This is a genomic window from Flavobacterium sp. 21.1, from assembly GCF_057801535.1.
On the sequence record NZ_JBYNXA010000004.1, the window covers coordinates 1 to 21,527 of the forward strand.

At 39.2% G+C, this 21,527-nt stretch carries 12 protein-coding genes and 2 tRNA genes; 9 read left to right on the plus strand and 5 right to left on the minus strand.

The window, feature by feature from the left end:
- Nucleotides 1-616: 616 nt before the first annotated feature.
- Complete coding sequence (locus AC3E9U_RS09520) at nucleotides 617-4,684, minus strand: reprolysin-like metallopeptidase (protein ID WP_488746686.1); 4,068 nt, start codon at nucleotides 4,682-4,684, stop codon at nucleotides 617-619.
- Between the two features lie 1,118 nt (nucleotides 4,685-5,802).
- Between AC3E9U_RS09520 and AC3E9U_RS09525 the strand changes: the two genes are divergently transcribed.
- The gene (locus tag AC3E9U_RS09525) at nucleotides 5,803-10,356 is read left to right on the plus strand and encodes a T9SS type A sorting domain-containing protein (RefSeq protein ID WP_488746687.1); all 4,554 of its coding nucleotides are present in this window, start codon (nucleotides 5,803-5,805) and stop codon (nucleotides 10,354-10,356) included.
- A 69-nt stretch (nucleotides 10,357-10,425) separates the two neighbouring features.
- On the opposite strand, the gene AC3E9U_RS09530 is transcribed toward AC3E9U_RS09525, so the two are convergent.
- On the minus strand, nucleotides 10,426-11,565 hold the full coding sequence (locus AC3E9U_RS09530; RefSeq protein WP_488746688.1) for an acyl-CoA dehydrogenase: 1,140 nt from the start codon (nucleotides 11,563-11,565) through the stop codon (nucleotides 10,426-10,428).
- 96 nt (nucleotides 11,566-11,661) lie between these two features.
- Here AC3E9U_RS09530 and AC3E9U_RS09535 point away from each other — a divergent pair, with 96 nt between their 5' ends.
- The 3 genes from AC3E9U_RS09535 to AC3E9U_RS09545 all read left to right on the plus strand — a co-directional run bounded on the left by AC3E9U_RS09535 (nucleotide 11,662) and on the right by AC3E9U_RS09545 (nucleotide 15,030).
- On the plus strand, nucleotides 11,662-12,741 hold the full coding sequence (locus AC3E9U_RS09535; RefSeq protein ID WP_488746689.1) for an anhydro-N-acetylmuramic acid kinase: 1,080 nt from the start codon (nucleotides 11,662-11,664) through the stop codon (nucleotides 12,739-12,741).
- 59 nt (nucleotides 12,742-12,800) lie between these two features.
- On the plus strand, nucleotides 12,801-14,027 hold the full coding sequence (locus AC3E9U_RS09540; protein ID WP_488746690.1) for a Glu/Leu/Phe/Val dehydrogenase dimerization domain-containing protein: 1,227 nt from the start codon (nucleotides 12,801-12,803) through the stop codon (nucleotides 14,025-14,027).
- 76 nt (nucleotides 14,028-14,103) lie between these two features.
- A complete protein-coding gene (locus AC3E9U_RS09545) occupies nucleotides 14,104-15,030 on the plus strand; it encodes an energy transducer TonB (protein WP_488746691.1) in 927 nt (308 codons plus the stop codon).
- A gap of 78 nt (nucleotides 15,031-15,108) precedes the next feature.
- Here the strand turns inward: AC3E9U_RS09545 and AC3E9U_RS09550 are convergent, their stop codons facing one another.
- From AC3E9U_RS09550 to AC3E9U_RS09560, 3 genes are all read right to left on the minus strand, one after another.
- Entirely contained in the window at nucleotides 15,109-16,188 is a 1,080-nt protein-coding gene (locus tag AC3E9U_RS09550; RefSeq protein ID WP_488746692.1) for a DUF418 domain-containing protein, read from the minus strand.
- Between the two features lie 231 nt (nucleotides 16,189-16,419).
- Complete coding sequence (locus tag AC3E9U_RS09555; protein ID WP_488746693.1) at nucleotides 16,420-16,818, minus strand: ExbD/TolR family protein; 399 nt, start codon at nucleotides 16,816-16,818, stop codon at nucleotides 16,420-16,422.
- The gene (locus tag AC3E9U_RS09560; RefSeq protein ID WP_488746694.1) at nucleotides 16,799-17,512 is read right to left on the minus strand and encodes a MotA/TolQ/ExbB proton channel family protein; all 714 of its coding nucleotides are present in this window, start codon (nucleotides 17,510-17,512) and stop codon (nucleotides 16,799-16,801) included. The genes AC3E9U_RS09555 and AC3E9U_RS09560 overlap by 20 nt, the downstream gene beginning before the upstream one ends.
- Before the next feature lie 136 nt (nucleotides 17,513-17,648).
- Here AC3E9U_RS09560 and AC3E9U_RS09565 point away from each other — a divergent pair, with 136 nt between their 5' ends.
- The 5 genes from AC3E9U_RS09565 (at nucleotide 17,649) to AC3E9U_RS09585 (ending at nucleotide 21,438) form a co-directional block, all read left to right on the plus strand.
- Nucleotides 17,649-18,863 carry a bifunctional folylpolyglutamate synthase/dihydrofolate synthase gene (locus tag AC3E9U_RS09565; RefSeq protein WP_488746695.1) on the plus strand — a complete coding sequence of 405 codons (1,215 nt, stop codon included), beginning with the start codon at nucleotides 17,649-17,651 and terminating at the stop codon, nucleotides 18,861-18,863.
- A 70-nt stretch (nucleotides 18,864-18,933) separates the two neighbouring features.
- A tRNA-Val gene (locus tag AC3E9U_RS09570) sits at nucleotides 18,934-19,011 on the plus strand.
- Nucleotides 19,012-19,048: 37 nt separating this feature from the next.
- A tRNA-Val gene (locus AC3E9U_RS09575) sits at nucleotides 19,049-19,123 on the plus strand.
- Between the two features lie 226 nt (nucleotides 19,124-19,349).
- On the plus strand, nucleotides 19,350-20,558 hold the full coding sequence (locus AC3E9U_RS09580) for a phage integrase SAM-like domain-containing protein (protein WP_488746696.1): 1,209 nt from the start codon (nucleotides 19,350-19,352) through the stop codon (nucleotides 20,556-20,558).
- Between the two features lie 64 nt (nucleotides 20,559-20,622).
- Nucleotides 20,623-21,438: a hypothetical protein gene (locus tag AC3E9U_RS09585; protein WP_488746697.1), complete on the plus strand. Its 816-nt coding sequence runs from the start codon at nucleotides 20,623-20,625 to the stop codon at nucleotides 21,436-21,438.
- Nucleotides 21,439-21,527 lie beyond the last annotated feature (89 nt).

The window sequence follows — 21,527 nt, forward strand, 5'->3', positions numbered from 1 at the left end:
TTCTTTTGAAAACCCTATCCAAACGGATAGGGTTTTTTGTTTTATACCGGTTTTATTTTAAGAAAAATAGAGGTAAAACCAGAGCTAACCCGCGGCAGACTATGTTGCAGCTTTGCTTTAGAAGATCCTTATTACTATGTGATGAGGATTTTTTGTTTTTTAACGGGAGTTTGAGTGAGGGATGGAAGCGGCATCCTTTTTTGCCATGGCATTATTTAAGTATCAACTGATACGTCTTGGCAAAAAAGATACAGCGATGCTTTTTTGAAGATCATTACCTATTAAAAGGCAAACGAATACGGATTACTCTCTAGCCCCGGGTGGAGTGGCACGAAGTAGAACGGAACACGGGAATGACGTATAGCAACCAAAAACGACCATTCGCTCCTTAAAAAATCTTTAATGTATCAGGCTGTCCACCAATTGCATACTCTATTAAGATACCAATCGGATTATTGTGTTTTGAGATGACGATGCTATTAACGTTGTTCCTTATCACAGGACAAGATTGGCGTTGTAATCACTTTTCGAATACAATTGTCAGTAAGCTTTTGTTATTCCAAAAAAAAAGCTGCCCAATCCTGGACAGCTTATGAAATTTTGAATTATTTATGCTTTATTCTTTGATAAAACGTTTCGTACCAGCCGTTGTACTATCAGAAACCTCTATGATATAGATTCCTGAACGTAATGTGCTTACATTAACAGAATTGCTCTCAGTACTACCACTTGCCACTTGTTGTCCTGTCACCGTGAAGATTCTGTATGAAGCTTTGTTTTCAAAACCTGTGAAATATAGTGTTTCATCTTTTACAGGATTCGGATATACTTTGAAAGACGGTTTGTTGTCTTCCTTAGTTACTTTTACTGTCTCATCAGTTGTAGCATCGGTGTCAAATTTAACAATACCACCGGCAACAATAGTAATGGTATAATCTTCAACCTCACCGTTTGTAAATATTTCACATGCAGTCGGGAAACCATTGTATTTCATCGAAACTCTCATTCTGGTAGTTCCTGTTACAGCTGTAGTCGGAACGTTGAAGCTACCGCTTACGGATGCAGATTTGCTTTTTGCTTTGCTGAATACAAGTTCATTAGATCCGAAATTTCCATCTTTGTTATAGTCAATCCAAACACAGTATGCTTCATTGGACGACATGCCATTCCATCCCGGAGTAATGGTGATTGAAGCTGTAGAACTTGTTGATAAAGTGGTTGACAATGTGGTGTAATTACCATATCCGTTGTTGTTTCCTGAAAGATTGTTAATAGTTCCTACCTGAACACGGTTAATATACTCTCTGGCAGTACTTCCAGAAGAAGTACAGTAGGTAATACTTGTCCCTAAAGTAGTAATGTTTACGGTGTTACTTGCAGATGATACGTTCCCGGCAGCATCTTTCGCTGTCACGTAGAAAGTATAGGCCGTCGAAGCAGATAAACCAGATACAGCTAATGAGGTAGCAGTAGTAGTAGTTTTCAGTACTCCGTTTTGGTATACGTTATAACCTGTAATACTTACATTGTCAGTTGCTGCGGTCCAAGACAGATTCGTGCCTGTAGTTGTAGTTCCTGAAGCTGAAAGCGTTGAAGTCGTTGGAGCGTTTGTGTCTGAAGCTGTAAGCGTTGTTACGTTTACCGTATTACTTGCAGATGATACGTTTCCGGCAGCATCTTTAGCTGTTATATAGAATGAATATGCTGTTGAAGCAGATAAACCAGATACAGCTAGTGATGTAGCAGTAGTAGTAGTTTTCAGTACTCCGTTTTGATATACGTTATAACCGGTCACACCTACATTGTCAGTAGCTACAGTCCAAGATAAATTAGTTCCAGAAGTAGTTGTCCCCGAAGCAGAAAGTGTTGAAGCCACTGGAGCAGTAACATCTGCAGGCGTAAGTGTTGTTACGTTTACCGTATTACTTGCTGTTGATACGTTTCCGGCAGCATCTTTAGCCGTTACATAGAATGAATACGTTGTTGAAGCAGATAAACCGGAAATAGCTAATGATGTAACAGTAGTCGTAGTTTTCAGTACTCCGTTTTGATATACGTTATAACCGATCACCCCTACGTTGTCAGTAGCTGCAGTCCAAGAAAGATTAGTTCCTGAAGCAGTAGTTCCTGAAGCAGAAAGCGTTGAAGCTGTTGGAGCAGCAGTATCTGCTGGAGTAAGTGTTGTTACGTTTGCCGTGTTACTTGCACTTGATATGTTCCCTGCAGCATCTTTAGCTTTTACATGGAAATTGTAAGCTGTCGAAGAAGACAGACCAGATACAGCTAATGTTGTAGCAGTAGTGGTAGTTTTCAATACTCCGTTTTGGTAAACGTCATAACCGGTCACACCTACGTTATCAGTAGCTGCAGTCCATGACAGATTAGTACCTGAAGTTGTAGTTCCCGAAGCCGATAGTGTTGAAGCCGTTGGAACTGCAAGATCTGCAGGAGTAAGTGTAGTTACGTTTACCGTATTACTTGCAGATGATACGTTTCCGGCAGCATCTTTAGCTTTTACATAGAAATTGTATGATGTTGAAGCAGTTAAACCGGTTACTGCTAATGTTGTGGCAGTAGTTGTGGTTTTTAATGCTCCGTTTTGATAAACGTCGTAACCGGTTATACCTACATTATCAGTAGCTGCAGTCCAAGACAGATTAGTGCCTGAAGCACTCGTTCCTGAAGCAGAAAGTGTTGCAACGGTCGGAGCAGCAGTATCTGCAGAACCGGAACCAGTAATAGTGATGTTCGCATTGTTCACATCAAAGAAAATGTGGTTGCTTCCTTTCACCATGATTCTGTTTGTGGTCCCAGGGATATTTGGAATAACTACATTTTGCGATCCGTCATTCGGCGTTCCTGCAATCAAAGTGGTTGCGAATGTTAGTCCTCCGTCTGTTGATAATAAAATGTCAACATTAGCACAGTTCACGCCATTGGCATTAGTACCGGCAACAGTCCAGTTAATGGTCTGTGCAGTTCCGCCGGCATAAGAAACTGCTGTATTTTGAGTATCTACAGTAAAAGGACCTGAAGTACCATCCACAGTTACGATCATGTCGTCAGCATTGTTGGCGCCTCCTCCGATTCTGTTATCTCTTACTGTTAAACGGAAGTTTAAAGTTCTAGCAACTGTAGGTAGTACTTCCGCAGCAATTTCTCTTCCGGCGGTCGTTGTTGATCCAGCTAAGATAGAAGTCATCATAGGAAAGTATCTTACAGGTGAAGTACTTGATGGATACGATCTAAAAAGAGGCCCTGTAGTAGCTGTAGCAGTTGGTACAGTCGCAGTTGAACTTCCCGCATCCATCTGTTCCCAGTTGTATGTTAAAGCATCAGAAGTATTAGCGTCCGTAGCCGAACCAGTCAGCATAAAAGGTGTTCCGCTTGGTATAGTGTAATCCAAACCTGCATTAACAACCGGAACAGCATTACCTGTTGAAGTGATCGTCGGACAAGTTTTGGTTTTAATATTGTCTGTTATCTGCTGAATACTGATCGCGTGAAAATACGCATCGGAATCCGACTGGATATCTTTAGTTGTACGTCCTGAATAACTCATAATGGTGGTACCACTTCCAGGCTCTAATTGAGCGATGGTTCCTTCGTTCGCATGGGTAAAGGTGTGATTCGCTCCCAATTGGTGACCCATTTCATGAGCAACATAATCAAGATCAAAAGTATCACCTTGATAATTGCTTGAAGAAGCACTTGTGTAGGCTCTACCTTTAGAAGTGTCATTACAAATACATCCTCTACAACCGGCATCCCCGCTATTAGCAACACCGCCACCCAATAAATGTCCGATATCATAATTAGCAGCACCAATTACGGTAGTTAGGTTGTTTTGACTTTCAAGTCCCCAATTTGTATAACTTGCAGGATCAGAAAAAGGATCTGTTGCTGCATTAGTATAGATAACTGCGTCATTATTTGCGATCAGAACCAATTTTACACCGAAATCTTTTTCAAAAACTCCGTTGATGCGGGTAAGCGTATTGTTCATTGCAGCTAATGCAGCGGCTTTAGTTCCGCCAAAGTAAGTCGCATATTCTGCAGTACATGACATTGCCAATCTAAAAGTTCTTAGTTTAGCATCGTCTGCTCCTCTTGCATAGCTTGTATTGCTGTTAGCAGGGGTAGGATTTATAGCCTGATCGATTACTTTACACTCAAAGTTGTCTAAAGCTTCTGTACGGTCTGATTTTTTGTAAACTGTATACGTTTTCAAATCATCTGAAGCCGGTTCGATAAAAACAGCCGACTGATCAGGATACAAAATCATGGATTTGAATCCTAAGGGAGAATTACTGAAATAGGCACGAGCATTCTTATTGTCAACACCAACAGCTACATAAGATTTGATTTCCGGATATCTGGCCGCTAATTCCGGGGCCATTACCGAGTTTTCATAAACTTTAAAACGTTCTATTTTACCTTCCGCAGTAGGTAGTGAAATAATCGTGTTAGATGTACTGTTGGTAAGTTCTCTTTTTGGAGATTTTGCCAACAACTTCTTCATAGCAGGAGCATCTAAAGCGAAGATATTTTTTTGAGGTAATTGAGATTGAGCAACTTTTCCAGAAGTTTCTTTTGCAGTACTCTTTTTCCATAAAGCATTTTCGCTTTGAGCGATTCCGTAGGTGCATGTAAATAACAGGGCAGCACAAATTAATTTTCTCATGGACTATTTTTTATTAACAGGTTCAAAATTAAGCAGTTAGAAAAAATAATCGATGAAATTAACAAAATAATCGATGAAATGCACGTTTTTTAAGTATTTATAAGATTTGGGTTACACCTTTTTTAAAATTTAAACATAATATTAATAAGTAAAATCTTTAGTTATTTGATTTATAGTTATTTAGATTTATTGATTTTCAGAATTTTGCATTTTTTCTACCTAAAAAGAACTTAAGATCCTGGTTTTAAATGATAAGATAATTTGCACAACTTTTGTTATTCTTACCTGTTTTTTAGAATCGGATTTTGTTTTGGTTTTTGAAATTGAAGGAGAATCAGAAATAATCGCAGATCAATAATTTTTTCTTTCCCTAAAAGCTATTTCAATACTATAAGTTATTTCGTATTTTTTTAATGGTTGAAATTTGAAAAATGACAAAAGTGCTTTTTTAAAATTCAGTCGGCAGCTGTATTTTCTGTGAAACTTCTTACAGTAAATTTTTACATGTAACTCACTGGTAATCAATATATTGTTAAAAAAGTTAAAGTCTTAAAATGGTTTTAATTTTTTCCTAACGATAATTGAAAATAGTGTTAAATTTGTACCAATAAACTTTAGTAAGGTTATTAGACGGTTTTATGATTCATTGTGGTTGCTGATGCAATAATACCTCCGCAAAAATCAATTAACATTTTTTATATTATTTTCAGAAGGTTCAATGGTTAATTCTGATTGCGACATGCAATATTTCTACAAAAATTAATTGTAGTTTCAGACGGTTTGATGGTTAATTGTGATTGCCATGGGCAATAATACCTCCACATAATCAATTAACATTTTTCTTCTTTTTTATTTTCAAACGGTTCAATGGTTAATTGTGATTGCGACATGCAATACTTCTACATAAATAAATAATTTATAGTAGTCTAAGACGGTTTGATGGTTAATTGTGATTGCGACGTGCAATAATACTTCCACATAATCAATTAACAGTTTTTCTTCTTTTTTACTTTCAAAACCTTAGAATTTCAATTCATGATTGGAAAGTTCTCAAATTCTTTTGAAGCTCTTTTTCTATCTGAACGCTACTGATAATATGGCTCTAAAACCGTATTATTATGAAAAAAAATATTTTATCTCAGTCAGAGGAAATACCCGAATCCAATTGCAGAACGGGTTTTTCTTTCAACTTAAGCAAATTACATTTAAACACATTCGGTTATTGGCGCACTGTCACGAGTTTGCTAGTTGCCTTCTTATTGTTTAGTAATGCTTCATGGGGGCAAGCTGCCGACATTGATCAATTACGAAATGGGGGGGTTGGTGAAACTCCTACACCAAATAATTGGTCTAATGGGAATTTAGGTCCTGAGAATACACACTTACTGGAAGGGTATTCGGTACCATACCGTGCGATACTTACCGGTTTAACTGTTGGAACAGACTACACGATTCAAATTGGGATTGATACCCGTGACTCAGGTGCAGCGGCTCTGGATTACTTTACAAGCTTCCAGCGGCTTGATCCTCATGCCCAGTTTGGACATACTGCAGAGGTTGTTAATCCACTTTTTGGTTTGGCCGGGTCATTTTCTGGACCTGTTACATCTGCGATTCCCGTTCCCAGTAACACAGGAACACCTGTAGCTGGTATGCCGGCAAGCAGTTTTAATGCTTTACCTGCTGGTGAACGAAATTTTAGTATGTGGAATGGTACATTCATTGGTGCCCTTACTTATTCACTTCAAGAAACACTTAGCGGTGCAGCTTCTAAAACGAACATACAAATAAGCTTTACAGCTAATGCAGCCACTGTTGTTTTAGCATGGGGAGGACATATCGCAAGCAATGCTGCAACTGAATGGAATGGCGGAGCACACCCAGGTGGTTCACCATACCACTGCCGTATAGTAGGTCTTGGTTTAATGGGAGGAACCCTTTCAGGAGGTAGTATGGATCGTTCGCTTAAGTCGGACGCTGTTATTGTTCCTCCTGTATGTGATGCTACCGGTCCCGCAAGTGTTTGTGGTGGTAGTTCAAATGTTTACTCCACACCTTCAATTACAGGAGCTACTTATTTATGGACATTATCAAATAATACCTCAGGAGCCTCAATTTCTGGTAGTGCCACCGACGCTAGTGTAACAGTAAATTCTGGGGCTGGACCTGGCTCTTATACAATTACGGTAGTAGTTACAAAGATTCTTCCATCTACGCCCTGTCCCGTCACGACTACTGTTAACGTAGGTGCGGAGGCCGATGCAGGACCTGATGATGATAAATGTCAGACCCCTCCGTCGGGACCAACTTCATTTACTCTAGCCGGTACTGCCAGCGGAGGAACTACGTTGTGGGAAGAGATAGCGCATACCGGTACTGCAAGTTCTAATATAGCGACTCCTTCTTCATTGACCTCCACTGTTAGTGTTTCCGGTGTCGGAACTGTTACGCTGCGTTTGACTGCAACGAGCAATACAACACCTCCTTGTGGTAATGATACTGATACCGTGGTATTGACAGTATATGCCAATCCAGCACCGACCGCACAGAATTTGGCAGATTGTGAGGTAAACCAAACCGGTTCAGCAACCTTTAATTTGGCTGATGGGCTTGTCAGTGCCGATGGAGGAAGTGTTAGATACTTTGGCTCTTTGGCAGATGCCAATGCCGGAACGAATGCTTTGACTGCTGCCGGTTTTGCCGTTGCAAAAGCAGATTCTCCAAAAACAATCTGGATCCGTAGTGACAATGATAGTGATGGCAGCGAAGGCTGTTATGGATTGACCACATTTACGATAAGCGTTTATGACAATCCAGCACCGACCGCTCAGAATTTGGCAGATTGCGAGGTAAACCAAACCGGTTCAGCAACCTTTAATTTGGCTGACGGGCTTGTGAGTGCCGATGGCGGAAGTGTTAGATACTTTGGTTCTTTGGCGGATGCCAATGCCGGAACGAATGCATTGACTGCTGCCGGTTTTGCCGTTGCAAAAGCAGATTCTCCAAAAACAATCTGGATCCGTAGCGACAATGATAGTGATGGCAGCGAAGGCTGTTATGGATTGACCACATTTACAATAAGCGTTTATGATAATCCAGCACCGACCGCACAGAACTTGGCAGATTGTGAGGTAAACCAAACCGGTTCAGCAACTTTTAATTTGGCTGACGGGCTTGTTAATGCCGATGGAGGAAGTGTTAGATATTTTGGCTCTTTGGCAGATGCCAATGCCGGAACGAATGCATTGACTGCTGCCGGTTTTGCCGTTGCAAAAGCAGATTCTCCAAAAACAATCTGGATACGTAGTGACAATGATAGTGATGGCAGCGAAGGCTGTTATGGATTGACCACATTTACGATAAGTGTTTACGACAATCCAGGACCGACCGCACAGAATTTGGCAGCTTGCCAGATCGGTCAAACCGGTTCAGCGACCTTTAATTTGGCTGGCGGGCTTGTCAATGCCGATGGAGGAAGTGTTAGATACTTTGGTTCTCTGGCAGATGCCAATGCCGGAACGAATGCTTTGACTCCTGCCGGTTTTGCCCTTGCACTAGCAGATTCTCCAAAAACAATCTGGATCCGTAGTGACAATGATAGTGATGGCAGTGAAGGCTGTTATGGATTGACAACATTTACGATAACCGTTTATGACAATCCAGCGCCGACCGCACAGAATTTGGCAGCTTGCGAGATAGATGGTTCAGCAACCTTTAATTTGGCTGACGGGCTTGTCAATGCCGATGGAGGAAGTGTTAGATACTTTGGCTCTCTGGCAGATGCCAATGCCGGAACGAATGCTTTGACTCCTGCCGGTTTTGTCGTTGCACTAGTAGATTCTCCAAAAACAATCTGGATACGTAGTGACAATGATAGTGATGGCAGCGAAGGCTGTTATGGATTGACCACATTTACAATTACAGTCAATCCGCTTCCGGCAGTAGCCTGTCCAGGTGATTCAATGGATAACCTTGTTCAGTGTGGTGTATCAGCCAGTGTTGCTCAGGGAACTACAGATACTGCTTTTAATACCTGGCTTAATTCCTTTGCATTACCGGCAGGTACAAGTATAGTGAGTGTGGTTTATGACTATACTCCTGATGCAGCGGAACCAGCTTCCGGTCATGCGCCTTTAAATCCTATATTAGGTGTTCCGGGCTCTGTAGAAACATCCGTACTTGTTACCTGGACGATAAAAAATAATGTGACCTTATGTGAAAATTCCTGTTCAGCGACATTTGCTTTGTCTTACAACTGTACCATTGGTTGTGATAACAGCAAAACAGATGTGTTATGTAAAGGAGCTAGCACAGGAAGCATTACAGTTACAGCACAAGGAGGTACTCCTGATTATACTGTTAAGTTGTTTAAACTGCCAGATGCAGCACCGCCTGTACCTATTGCAACAAGAAGTGGAATTAGTACAAGCACTGTAAATGAATTATTTTCTGATTTATCGGCAGGTACCTATCGTTATGAGGTTACAGACGCAACAAGTGCTGAACCATGTAACAATGAGAATCCTATTGTAATTTCAGAACCAGATACTGCTTTAGATTTAGTATCGTTAGCTCCTACAAACGCAAGTTGTGGTCTTAATGATGGAACTATCTTGGCAACTATCTCCGGTGGTACACCGCCATATACCATTAAACTTGATAGTGGATCGGCTGTATCTCCAAATGGTGCGGGTGGTACTACACATACATTCACAGGTGTAGCTCCTGGCCCGCATACAGTGACTGTATATGATGCCAATTATGCAACAAGTCCTTTAGCCGGATGTACTGATAGTGGTGAAACTACGATAGATTCAAATCCATGTGGAGGCCACATCTTCCCAACACAAACAGCTTGTTGTAATATTGTTGCCGGAAATGTGGAAGAGTTAACAGCGGTTTGTTATAAACCAAGAGCCGGAAAAGTGTGGAACGCAATTCCGGGAGTATTCTTCTACTACACTAAAGTTGTAGCGCCAAGCTCAACCTTTACGCTAAATGTGGTTCAAACCAAATCTTGCGGCGATTTCAAACTTTTTGCAGTTCAGCAAGGTAAAGACATAAAATTGTTTGGTCCAAATTGTCAAAGAGTGAATTCAGTTGTTGTGAGCGAACCAAGTACTGGTCAGGCTCGTATGGTCGTTAGCGGAGCAACTGCCGGTGTAGAATACGTTCTTGGTGTTAAATATGAAACTAAATCTATAATCGGATCGACTTATACAGTTTCACCGCCGGTTTGTACTTATGACTTTGTAACTAACGTAAGTTATGGAGCTGTTGTTAATCAAACTGTTGCTAACAGTAGTGGCTCTATCGAAGCACGTCCTGGATGTGCAGACGATACACCACTACCACCTGCTTGTTCATCTGGTGTTCAGGTTGTTGACAACGATCCTGCTGGTCAAAGCACATTAAACATGTTTAGTGCTTATCCGGTTCCGTTTAAAGATAATATAACAATCAGATACGATTTCGATTATCATTCAAAAGCACGAATCGAAATATATGATGCAAAAGGAATTTTTGTAATGTCTTATGACGATGCCGATGCTTACTTTAATAAAGAAGTCAGACTTGATGTTAAATTCAATCAAGGTGACGGTCAAATGTATATTATTAAAGTGATTACCGACAAAGAAGTAGGAACCAAACGAATCATATCCACAAAATAAGTTTAATTTAATGTAACTAAAAAGGCTGGTTTAAATACCAGCCTTTTTTTTATAAAATGAAGAGATTGATTATTTTACCAATCCTCTTGAAATTACAATTCTTTGGATTTCAGAAGTTCCTTCATAGATCTGAGTAATCTTCGCATCACGCATCATACGCTCCACGTGGTACTCACTCACATATCCGTTTCCTCCGTGAATCTGGACCGCTTCAACAGTCGTGTTCATAGCTACTTCAGAAGCATACAATTTAGCCATAGCTCCTGAATGTGAAATATCCTGACCAGCATCTTTCTCACAAGCTGCTTTGAAACATAACATTCTTGCTGCAGTAATTTGCGTAGCCATATCTGCCAATTTGAAAGCGATAGCCTGATGTTGGAAAATTGGTTTTTTGAAAGCCACACGCTCTTGTGAGTATTTCAATGCCAATTCATAAGCACCTGATGCAATTCCCAATGCCTGAGAAGCAATACCGATTCGACCTCCGTTTAACACCGCCATAGCAAAGTTAAATCCGAATCCATCCGCACCGATTCTGTTTTCTTTCGGGACTTTTACGTCCGAGAACATTAATGAATGTGTGTCAGATCCGCGGATACCCATTTTCTTTTCTTTTGGTCCGACAGAGAAACCTTCCCATCCTTTTTCAACAATGAAAGCATTGATTCCTTTGTGTCCTTTTTCGATATCTGTCTGTGCAATTACAATATAAGTAGAAGCTGTTCCACCATTAGTGATCCAGTTTTTTGTACCATTCATCAAATAATGGTCACCCATATCGATTGCAGTTGTTTTTTGTGATGTAGCATCCGAACCTGCTTCCGGCTCAGACAAACAGAAAGCACCGATAACCTCACCTTTTGCAAGCGGCACTAAATATTTCATTTTTTGCTCTTCGTTACAGAATTTTTCCAATCCGGCACAAACCAAAGAGTTGTTAACCGACATTACAACTGCAGCTGAAGCATCAACTTTTGCGATTTCTTCCATTGCTAAAACGTAAGAAACACTGTCCAAGCCAGCTCCTCCGTATTTAGGATCCACCATCATTCCCAAGAAACCAAGTTCTGCCATTTTCTTAACTTGTTCTGTAGGGAATTTTGAATGCTCATCTCTTTCAATAACTCCCGGTAACAATTCAGTTTGAGCAAAATCTCTTGCTGCCTGCTGAATCATTAACTGTTCTTCGCTTAAATTAAAATTCATTTTATTTTCAATGTTTGTTTGTACATTCCTTAAAAAAAGTTGTCAAATGTACGCCATAAATATCATATTTTCAATAGGATTATATAATTTTAACCCATGCAAAATAAGAAGTATAACGTAGTAGGAGTAATGTCAGGCACTTCGCTCGATGGTGTTGACCTGGCGCATATCCGCTTTTCTATTGAAAACGGCAAATGGGAATTTCAGATTTTTGAAAGCGAAACTGTTGCTTATGCAGAAGAATGGGTCGTTTTGCTGAAAAAAGCGGTCGATTTTTCAGAAGAAGATTTGACAGACCTTAATAAAAAGTATACAGTACTGCTTGCCGGAATTATTTCTGATTTTGTCAGAAAACATAAAATAGAAAACCTGGATGCTGTTTGTTCACACGGACATACGATTTTACATCAGCCGCAAAATGGATTCACACTTCAAATCGGCAATCTTCCTGAAATAGCCGAACTGATCAATCAAAAAGTGGTATGTGATTTTCGCGTACAGGATGTTAAATTAGGCGGACAGGGTGCCCCGTTAGTGCCGATTGGTGATCATATATTGTTTTCGAATTACGACTATTGCCTGAATTTAGGTGGATTCTCAAATGTGTCTTTTGACGACAATGGAACCCGAATTGCTTTTGATATTTCTCCCGTAAATACAGTTCTGAATTTTTATGCCGACAGATTAGGATTGAAGTACGATGATAAAGGGCAGATTTCCAAAAGCGGAACCATTTCCGCAGAATTGTTGGCCGAATTAAACGCTTTGGACTTCTACTCGAAGAAGTATCCAAAATCACTCGGTTTTGAATTTGTAAAAGAAACCATCTTACCGATGATGGAACGGTATCCGATTTCTGTTGAAGATGAGCTGCGCACATTCACGGAACATGTAGCTTTTCAGATCGCCGCAGCGCTGCCTGTTAAAGAGGCAAGGCTTTTGGTTACGGGAGGCGGCGCTTATAATGATTTTCTGATAAAACGAATACTGGTTTATCTCCCAAAAATGGAGATTGTAGTCCCAGATGCCAAAACCATCGAATTTAAGGAAGCGCTGATTTTTGCTTTATTGGGAGTTTTACGACTTGAGAATGAAGTAAATGTGTTGGCAAGTGTAACAGGTGCGAGCAGGAATCACAGTTCGGGGGTAATTTATGATAAACCTGTAAAACTTTGAGAGTCTCAGAGTTTCAAAGTATATTTGTGCCTCAAAACTAACTTAGAATCAATCCCAAAATGAAAGATTTATTAAAGAAATTCGAAAATAAAGAACCTGAAGTAGTATTCCATTGGAAAGATGCAGAAACGGACGCAGAAGGTTGGACGGTAATTAACTCACTTAGAGGAGGTGCAGCCGGTGGCGGAACACGTATGCGTAAAGGTTTGGATATGAACGAAGTGCTTTCTTTGGCGAAAACGATGGAAGTGAAGTTTTCGGTTTCAGGACCAGCCATCGGCGGAGCGAAATCCGGAATTAATTTTGATCCGAACGATCCGAGAAAAAAGGAAGTATTACAACGTTGGTATAAAGCGGTTTCTCCTTTATTAAAGAGTTATTACGGAACCGGAGGTGATTTGAATGTGGATGAGATTCACGAAGTAATCCCAATGACGGAAGCTTGTGGTGTTTGGCACCCACAGGAAGGTGTGTTCAACGGGCATTTCAAACCAACCGAAGCAGACAAGATCAACAGAATAGGGCAATTGCGTCAGGGCGTGGTAAAAGTGATTGAGAACACGACTTTCTCTCCTGATATCAATAAGAAATACACGGTAGCGGATATGATTACCGGATATGGGGTAGCTCAGGCGGTACGTCATTTTTATGATATTTATGGAGGAAATGTAGCCGGTAAAAGAGCAATTGTGCAAGGTTTCGGAAACGTAGGATCTGCAGCTGCTTTTTATTTGGCGGAAATGGGAGCGAAAGTAGTTGGAATCATCGACAGAGACGGTGGTGTGATCAACGAAAGCGGTTTCTCTTTCGAAGAAATCAGGACGTTGTTCCTGAATAAAAACGGAAATACTTTAGTATCCGACAAAATGATTCCGTTTGCCGAAATCAATGAGAAAATCTGGTCCGTAGGTGCGGAAATTTTTGCTCCTTGTGCAGCGTCAAGATTAGTGACAAAAGAGCAGGTGGATAATATGGTTGCAGCTGGATTGGAAGTTATTTCATGTGGCGCTAACGTTCCTTTTGCAGACAAAGAAATTTTCTTCGGACCAATTATGGAAGAAGTGGATAGCAAAGTGAGCTTGATTCCTGACTTTATCTCCAACTGTGGAATGGCGCGCGTTTTTGCTTATTTCATGGAGAAAAAAGTTGCGATGACTGATGAGGCTATTTTTAATGATACGTCCGATGTGATCAAGGCGGCAATTGTGAAAACTCACGCTTTAAATTCTGACAAGAAAAACATAAGTGCAAGAGCTTTCGAAATTGCGTTGAAGCAATTGGTATAATTCTTGTGCAATAAGTTCCGGAAACATAACAAAAAAACTGTATTTTCGTTATTATTGTTATTAAGAGTAAAAGATTATGATGGAACGAGTAGAAATATCAGCAACAGAAAGAAGAAAATCATTACTGATTACGGTATTGATCTACGCTTTCTTGTTGCTGATGTTGTTTTTTATACGATTTTGGCCGCCATCAAATCCGGAAACGCTAGCCATGTTAGGCGGCGGTGGCGGAGGAGGTGGAGTGACCATCAACTTTGGTGACAGTGATGTCGGAATGGGAGACAACTTTCAGAGTGAAGTGTTGAATGTGAAGAATGAAGTGAAACAGGTGGCTACACAATCGGCTCCGGAAGAAGACATAATATCCAGCGATACTCCGGAAGATAATGCGGTGGTAATCCCTAAAAATCCGAATCCGGTAAAAACAAAACCGGTTGTAAAAACCGATCCCAAACCGGTTGAGGTAAAAAAACCAACGGTTTCCAAAAACACCAATGACGCTTTGGCAAGTTTGATGAACGGATCCAAAAAAGGCGGAGATGGTGATGATAACCAGGCGGGTAATAAAGGGAAATCCAATGGAGACCTTGCTTCTAGCGGCTACTACGGAAGTGGTGGTTCGGGAGGTGGAACCGGAGGTGGTAACGGAACCGGGAACGGAACGGGAACAGGTCCGGGAAGCGGAAGTGGCTCCGGCGGAGGTAATGGAAGTGGTGTAGGAACCGGGAACGGAGCAGGTTATTCTTTAGGAAACCGAAAAGCCTTGTCCAAACCGGCACCGAATTATAATTGTAATGAAGAAGGAAGGGTAGTAGTGGAAGTTTCGGTGGATAAAACCGGCAGAACTATCGCAGTGACGCCCGGAATTAAAGGAACTACAAATACCGCCAAATGTTTACTGGATCAGGCGCGAATTGCAGCCATGAACACAAGATGGCAGGCGGATGTCGATGCTCCGGAACGTCAGGTAGGGAAAATTATTTATACCTTTAGTTTGAATTAGAGGCATTAGAAAATAGATAAAAGAGAATAGATGATAGATAAGGCCGGCTGTTTAGTCGGTTTTTTTTATGGATAATATTTAGGAATTGGATATTTTACGCATGATTAATTCCAATGGTCCGTTTTTGTATTTCTTGGTCCAAAGATGGCTGAATAATAAACATAACGAATAGAAAACTATTGAAAATCCTAATATATAATAAGGTTTGACAGGTTCATGTTGGGTTAGATACCCACTATATGGTTTATTGGTTAACCATGAAAAGAGCAGCATGCCCAATGTGACATGCAGCACGTAAAAACTTAAGGTCATCTGTCCTGTTTTAACGAAGGCTTTCAGGATTTTGGTATCTGAAAAATAATCACCTAGGAACATGCATACCGAAATCGCCATAAAGGCAAATCCGATCGTGATTAATATAAAGGGTAAATAAGCAGGAAAATATTCGCTCATAATATAGTTGGTCCAATATGCGTCGAATAGATTTTGTTTGGCCAAATAGCGAAGTCCTTCCAAAAGCAGAAATACAATTAAACCAATTAAGAACACTACCTTTTTTGTAATTGTTTTTTGCCAGTCCAAACGACCTAGGAACATTCCGATCATAAAATAGGAGAGCCAAGGAAAGATGGAGTTCCAGCCATTGTAAAGCGTGTTTCTCAAAAAACCGATTGGTGTCCAGAAATCAGTGTATTGAAAGGTGGTAAAGTTCCAGCTGGTTTCAATTGGAATTATGAAAAGAAGGATGTGAAATATAAGCAAAGCAGTAAAAGCGGTCCACAAATAGTATTTTTTAGGAATGAAAAGCAAAAATAAGGCGATGTGTAAATAACCTCCATAGAAATGCAAAATATCGCCTGGCCACCAGGAATACAGCAAGAGTCCTAAAGCCACCAAAAACCAGGAACGTTTTAAAAGGATTTTTTTCTTTTTAGCTTTTTCTTCATTGTTGTGGTCTTTTTGATTGGTCATTAATGAAACGCCCATTCCGGCTAGTAAGATAAAGATAGCGGTGGAGTTGCCTACAAACAGATTTAAGAATTGACCTAAAGGAGAGTTATCCTGAAAAGAACCAAAACAAAAATTAAAGTTTACTATGAACATGCCAAAAATAGCGTAAGCCCTTGCGAGATCAAAGCCCAGGATGCGATGCTTCATGATTGGTTTGAAATTCAGATTTTTAGAGAGTGAAATTAGAAAAAAAATCGGATTGACTTTTTTGTTTTTGTCAGTTTTTTGAAAACAGTTGCTCTAGCCCCGATAGCAGCGGCATCCTTTTACAAAAAAATCCCATTCGCTCAGGAATGGGATTTTTTGTAAAAGATTACTTCGTCAGTTCGCTTCGCTCGTGTTAGCGGATAGCGGGATAAAGCTCCCTTAAAAAAAAATCTATTTCGATGCGCTTGTGGCAATCACGAATTTCAAATTGTTTTTTACGCCAATCTGCAATACGTCTACTAAATCCTGTACCTGTAAATTATAAGGAATGCGCACTACAACAGCTTGCTCTTTGTTGTCGCCTATTTTTGTCAATAGTGTTTTTTCCAGTTGGTCGAAAGGGACTTCCTGTTTGTCAAGGAAATATCGTTTTTCTTCGGTAACGGACAAGCTGATCAATTGCTTGTTGGTCTTCTCGTTGTTTTTCGATTTTGGTAACGTCATTTTAATTACGTTCGGATTGGCCAGGGTCGAAATAATCAGGAAGAACAAAAGCAGGAAGAACATAATGTCGCTCAACGAACTGGTGGCGACTTCTGCATGAAATCGTTTATTTCGTTTTATCGGCATTTGGTCTCTGGATTATGTTAACGAATTCCAATACGTGTCTCTGCATGTTCAATGAGTAGTTGTCGATCATGCTGTTGTATAGGTGATACGCCGAATAAGCGATGATACCCACGATAAGTCCGGCACCACTACTGATCATTTTCTCGTATAAACCACCGGAAATGTTTCCGATACTGATGTTCTCGGTTACAGAAATGCTGTAGAAAATTTTGATTACCCCGGAAATCGTTCCGATGAAACCAAGCGTTGGTGCAATACCGGCAATTAATCCCAGAACACCCAGTTTTCTTTCCATTTCGCCGATTTCGATATTGGCTACTTTTTCCATGTTGGATTCGATTTCAGAGATTGGTCGGCCGATTGTCTGAATGCCTTCTTTGATTACATTCGCTGAAGCTGCGCCGTCTCTTTCAGCTGCAGAAATTGCAAGATCGATATTACCGTTATTTAAGTGCGTACGGATATCTTTCAGCAAGTGCGTATCATGCTTGGTGGCTTTTTTGATGTATAGGAATCTTTCGATAATGATGTAGATCGTATAAAATAACAGGATGGCAATCGGAATCAGGAAAATCCCTCCCTTTAAGATAAATTCCAATACGGAAATTTCATTGTCTTTTACCACATTCTGAACCACGGCGCCTGCTGCCTGTGTGATCGTGTCATTTTGCACTTGTAAAAAAAATCCAGTCATAAATTCTCGGGAATTGTATTTATTTTAAATAATAATCTCAATTTTGCAATAAAGATAATTTTCTATACCCTAATAAACTAAAAAAAAGTTTATTTATTTCATGGGTTCGGATTTTAACATCAAATAGCGTTCCAAAATGACCTATCAGGAAACTTTAGACTGGATGTTTGCCCAATTGCCGATGTTTCAGCAGCAAGGAGCGTCAGCCTACAAGAAGGATTTGACCAATACGATTTTACTTTCAGCCCATTTGGGGAATCCGGAAAAAAATAGTAAGTGTATTCACGTTGCAGGGACTAATGGTAAAGGTTCTACCTCGTCGATGATTGCATCCGTGTTACAGGAAGCTGGGTATAAAGTGGGGTTGTATACCTCGCCGCATTTGAAGGATTTCAGGGAGCGTATAAAGATTAGTGGAGTAGAGATTTCAGAACAATTTGTTGTTGATTTCATAGCTGAAAACAAATCTTTTTTCGAGAAAAATCAGCTGAGTTTCTTCGAAATGACCGTGGGTTTGGCCTTTGATTATTTTAATAAAGAGAAGGTTGATGTGGCTGTGATTGAAGTTGGGATGGGCGGTCGATTGGATTCCACTAATATTATTACGCCTTTGGTTTCGGTGATTACCAATATCGGTTTTGACCATACCCAGTTTTTAGGTAATACCTTGGAAGCGATTGCAGGAGAAAAAGCAGGAATTATTAAACCGAATGTACCTGTTGTGATTGGTGAATACACCGATGAAACTAAGTCCGTTTTTGTTACGAAGGCCGAAGAATGTAGTGCTCCGATTTATTTTGCATCCGAATTAGTGCAGGAAGATTATCCGTGCGGACTGTTAGGCGATTATCAGTTTCATAATAAGAAAACGGTGGTGCAGACTATAAAGGTATTAAAGGAGTTTTTTACAGTTTCTGAAGAAAACCTGAGAAAAGGATTGTTGAATGTGGTAAAGAATACCGGTTTGTTAGGTCGTTGGCAGCAAATTCATTCTGAACCCAAAGTAGTTTGTGATACGGCGCATAACGGTCACGGACTTACAATTGTGTTGAACCAGATCGCGAAAGAGAAGTTTGAAAGGTTATTCTTCGTTTTGGGCGTGGTTAATGATAAAGATTTGGACTCGATATTGCCATTGTTTCCGAAAGATGCAAATTATTTTTTCTGCAGACCAAATATTTTACGCGGACTTGATGCAGATGAACTTCAGGAAAAAGCAGCAACTTTTGGATTAAATGGGAAAGTATTTAATTCTGTTTCAGAAGCTTATGAGGAAGCATTGCATGAAGCAGATAAAAACGATTTCATTTATATTGGCGGAAGTACGTTTGTAGTAGCAGAAATTGTGTAAAATAATTTTGGAGAAGTAAAAAATACCGCTATATTTGCACTCGCAATCACGAAATGATTGTCAGATAAAAGGGCGATTAGCTCAGCTGGTTCAGAGCACCTCGTTTACACCGAGGGGGTCGGGGGTTCGAACCCCTCATCGCCCACCACTTTTATCACTGTTTACTGATAATAAAAAGAATTATCGGGCGATTAGCTCAGCTGGTTCAGAGCACCTCGTTTACACCGAGGGGGTCGGGGGTTCGAACCCCTCATCGCCCACAGAAAAAGACACCTTATACATAGTATAGGGTTTTTTTATGCCTTGTATTTACTGGGTTTTCCAGTGCTTTCTTTACTTCAATTTTACAACTCTATTTTTCTTAAAAACCTTCAAAATACCTCCTGAAAATCCAAATTTAGGTGTCCCAATATTTTATAGTCTTAGGTATCCCATTTGGTGTCCCAAAAAAATAATAGGTGTCCCACTTTTTTAACGAGAATTATTATGACAAAAATCAACATACTGTTCTTATTGAAGAAGAGTAAAATAAATAAAAATGATGAATGCCCAATAGAGTGTAGGATTACATATTTAGGGAAAAGAAAGCCTTTTGCAACTGGGTTATTTGTAAGTCCTAAATACTGGGATGGTAAGACCCAAAAAAGTAAGCCAACAATAAAAGAAAGCGCATTTATAAATGGTGAGTTAAGCCTGATTAAGAATAAAATTAATCAGGCTTTTTTGTTTCTACAAGTTCAAGGTAATGAGTTTACTGTTGAAGATGTCTATAATCAGTATGCAGGAGTAAAACTAAATATTGATAAGTCAGTTTTAGATGTTTTTAGTGAACATATAAAGAAGCAGGAAAAGTTGATAGGTATTGAGACCACTAAAGTTTCTGTAGCAAAATTTTATCAAACTAAAAAGCATTTGCAAACTTTCATTTGGTATAAATTTAAGAAGAATGATTACATGCTAAAGCAATTAAAGATGAGCTTTATTGCAGAATTTGAATTCTACCTAAAGGCTGAAAAGAAGTTTAAACAGCATACTATATATAAGACTATACAAAGGTTTAGACAAATTGTAAAGCTTGCTGTGGCTAAGGATTATATCGCAAAAGATCCTTTTATGCTTCATAAAAACCCTAAGCCTAAAAAAGAAGTTGTGTTTTTGAACCCAAAGGAATTAGAAACATTAGCTAATCATTCATTTTCTCAAAAAAGATTGGAAAGTGTAAGGGATATGTTTGTGTTCTGTTGTTATACAGGACTAGCCTATAATGAGATGAGTACTTTGGAAAAGAGGCATATAGAGGTAGGTTTTGATGGTTTTGAATGGATTAAAATTGTTAGACAAAAGACCAACAAAGAGGTTTCTATTCCAATACTAACTAAGGCTAAAGAAATTCTTACTAAGTACGAAAGTGAATCTAATAAGTTATTGCCAGTAATTTCTAACCAAAAGTTTAACTCCTACCTAAAAGAAATAGCTGAAATAGTAGGTGTTGAAAAGAACTTGACTCATCACTTGGCTAGGAAGACATTCGCAACTACTATATTACTTTACAATGATGTACCTATGGAAATAGTGTCAGAGCTACTAGGGCATTCAGAGATGAGTATAACTCAAGCTCACTATGGAAAAGTTGTAAAGGCTAAAGTCAGTGAACATATGAGGAAATTGAGTAAAAAGTTAGATCGAAAAAAATAGAAAATTAGCTTGTTGTGAAATTTGCAAGTATTGCATACTTTGCAAAGTATTAATTATCAGTTTTATGGAAATGTCAATGAGTTATAATTGGCAAGAGTATTTTGCAGGGAAATATAGAGCCATTAGTAGTGATGTTGAAACTATTGTTGTTGATATTACTGAACCAACAGAATTTGGAGAAGAATTTAATTCAAAAAACAAATGGTTCTTTAGACAATATACTTCAGTTAAAATTCCAAAAGAAAACTACAATTTACTACTAGCCCTTCTAAGGCGTGAAGGATTTGAATCTTTGATAGGTCAGTTTTTAGGTCTTGGATGCTTCCTTCAAATGGAATATAGCGAAAATTCCAATGTTGAAATGAACTCATTGTTGTCTGATTTTAATTCTGAAAAGGAAAGTTTTGTTGTCTTACTAGGAGTCTTAGAAGATTATTTGTTTAGTTCAACAAGGCATCATTTGAATTCAGTTTCTTTTAAATTTAAGCGTACACAAACTGTAACAGTGGATAATTTTCTTGTTGTAAATGAAATCTATAAATCAATTTGTGAAGGATTTGGTTTAACCAAAGATAATTTTCAAAGCAAGAAATCTGAATTGCTTTCAAAGACAAATCAGTTTAAAGTTGAAAAATATGATGAAAAAGTAAAGACTGAATTTATTCAAGAATTTTATAAATATCTTCAACAAAAAAGAACTGGTCACAAAAAAGCAGATTCTCTTAAGTTTACTGGTGCTTTTCTTCATATTTTTCAGATACCAACAAATAGCACTTTAACAGATATCGAGCTATATGATGATATCGCTGAGTTTTTAAAATCTTTTGATTTAAGAAATTTAGAACATTATTTGTCGCGTCCCCCAAAAACAAGTCATTAAATCTTTGAAACAAAAAAGGCTATTTTTTTCTGTTTTTTTGTCCTAAAATTTTCTTCCCTGACTCCTGATATTTGTGTTTAGAAAGTGGA

Coding starts and splice junctions, on each gene's coding strand:
- AC3E9U_RS09580 (WP_488746696.1), top strand. CDS start 19,350: ATGACAAAAATCAACATACTGTTCTTATTGAAGAAGAGTAAAATAAAT.
- AC3E9U_RS09560 (WP_488746694.1), bottom strand. CDS start 17,512: ATGACTGGATTTTTTTTACAAGTGCAAAATGACACGATCACACAGGCA.
- AC3E9U_RS09530 (WP_488746688.1), bottom strand. CDS start 11,565: ATGAATTTTAATTTAAGCGAAGAACAGTTAATGATTCAGCAGGCAGCA.
- AC3E9U_RS09525 (WP_488746687.1), top strand. CDS start 5,803: ATGAAAAAAAATATTTTATCTCAGTCAGAGGAAATACCCGAATCCAAT.
- AC3E9U_RS09550 (WP_488746692.1), bottom strand. CDS start 16,188: ATGAAGCATCGCATCCTGGGCTTTGATCTCGCAAGGGCTTACGCTATT.
- AC3E9U_RS09545 (WP_488746691.1), top strand. CDS start 14,104: ATGATGGAACGAGTAGAAATATCAGCAACAGAAAGAAGAAAATCATTA.
- AC3E9U_RS09540 (WP_488746690.1), top strand. CDS start 12,801: ATGAAAGATTTATTAAAGAAATTCGAAAATAAAGAACCTGAAGTAGTA.
- AC3E9U_RS09535 (WP_488746689.1), top strand. CDS start 11,662: ATGCAAAATAAGAAGTATAACGTAGTAGGAGTAATGTCAGGCACTTCG.
- AC3E9U_RS09520 (WP_488746686.1), bottom strand. CDS start 4,684: ATGAGAAAATTAATTTGTGCTGCCCTGTTATTTACATGCACCTACGGA.
- AC3E9U_RS09565 (WP_488746695.1), top strand. CDS start 17,649: ATGACCTATCAGGAAACTTTAGACTGGATGTTTGCCCAATTGCCGATG.
- AC3E9U_RS09585 (WP_488746697.1), top strand. CDS start 20,623: ATGGAAATGTCAATGAGTTATAATTGGCAAGAGTATTTTGCAGGGAAA.
- AC3E9U_RS09555 (WP_488746693.1), bottom strand. CDS start 16,818: ATGCCGATAAAACGAAATAAACGATTTCATGCAGAAGTCGCCACCAGT.